Here is an 881-nt window from a genome sequence, read left to right as displayed (position 1 = left end):
TCAGATCGAGAAAATCGATTTGATGTCCAACAAACTCTATTTGATTGGTAACACAGAGGAACAATTTAATGATTCTTTCTATGAAACTTCGCTATTAGACTCGCTCCCACTGATTTATCGTGAGTATGGCTCAGGCACGCGCCACGTTATGGAAGCGTATGTACAGGAAAACAAACTGCCGATTCATAAAAAATTGGAACTCACTTCTAATGAGGCCGTTAAGCAAGCTGTTTTGGCAGGGTTAGGCTATTCGATTATGCCGCTGATTGGTATTAAAAACGAACTATCAAATGGCGATTTACAAATAATTCCTGTCAAAGGTTTTCCTATCCAGAGCACTTGGCATATTATTTGGCTAAAGGGTAAAAACTTCTCACCTGTGGCAAAAGCATTTCTCAACTTTATTACTCAGGAAAGGTCTAGTATTATCAATGAAAAATTTGGTTGGTTGGTGTAATCAATATTAGGGTATTACAACAATTATTTCCCTCTTTCAAACCAAATCACAATATCATCACCTCCAACAGGATAAGACATTTGCATTAGCGGCGCCGACGACGTATAACGAATAAAGACATCGCCTGCGTTGTTGTAGAAACGATATGGCAATGTTGCATTGGGTTATTCAAACAAACCTTTTGCAATCAAAGCAGAAAGGTGAGAAATATCTGCCAACAACAAAGCACCTACTTGGTCAGCGATGTTACGCAAACGAGCATAATCCCAGTCACGAGAATACGCAGATGCACCACAGATAATCAATCTTGGACGCTCTTTCAAGGCTGTAGCTTCTACTTTGTCCCAGTCGATCAAACCTGTTTCTTCTTCTACACCATAAAAGAATGGTTGGAAGTATTTACCTGAAAAGTTTACTGGAGAAC

2 protein-coding genes and 1 pseudogene are annotated in these 881 nt (G+C 39.4%); 1 reads left to right on the top strand and 2 read right to left on the bottom strand.

From position 1 onward, the window contains the following. A partial coding sequence (locus tag BWI92_RS26375; protein WP_229363606.1) for a LysR substrate-binding domain-containing protein occupies positions 1-457 on the top strand: 457 nt, incomplete at its 5' end. A 23-nt stretch (positions 458-480) separates the two neighbouring features. Here the strand turns inward: BWI92_RS26375 and BWI92_RS28555 are convergent. Then, positions 481-609 carry a hypothetical protein gene (locus tag BWI92_RS28555; RefSeq protein ID WP_255406911.1) on the bottom strand — a complete coding sequence of 43 codons (129 nt, stop codon included), beginning with the start codon at positions 607-609 and terminating at the stop codon, positions 481-483. Continuing rightward, positions 585-881: pseudogene (gene glyA / locus BWI92_RS26370) on the bottom strand (serine hydroxymethyltransferase); the annotation flags it as partial. The gene BWI92_RS28555 and the pseudogene glyA, both read right to left, overlap by 25 nt.

Source organism: Flectobacillus sp. BAB-3569, from assembly GCF_002270355.1.
In the GTDB taxonomy this organism is placed as follows: Bacteria; Bacteroidota; Bacteroidia; order Cytophagales; family Spirosomataceae; genus Flectobacillus; species Flectobacillus roseus.
Note: the sequence above shows the minus strand (reverse complement) of the source record. Positions and strands in the feature narration are given on the sequence as shown.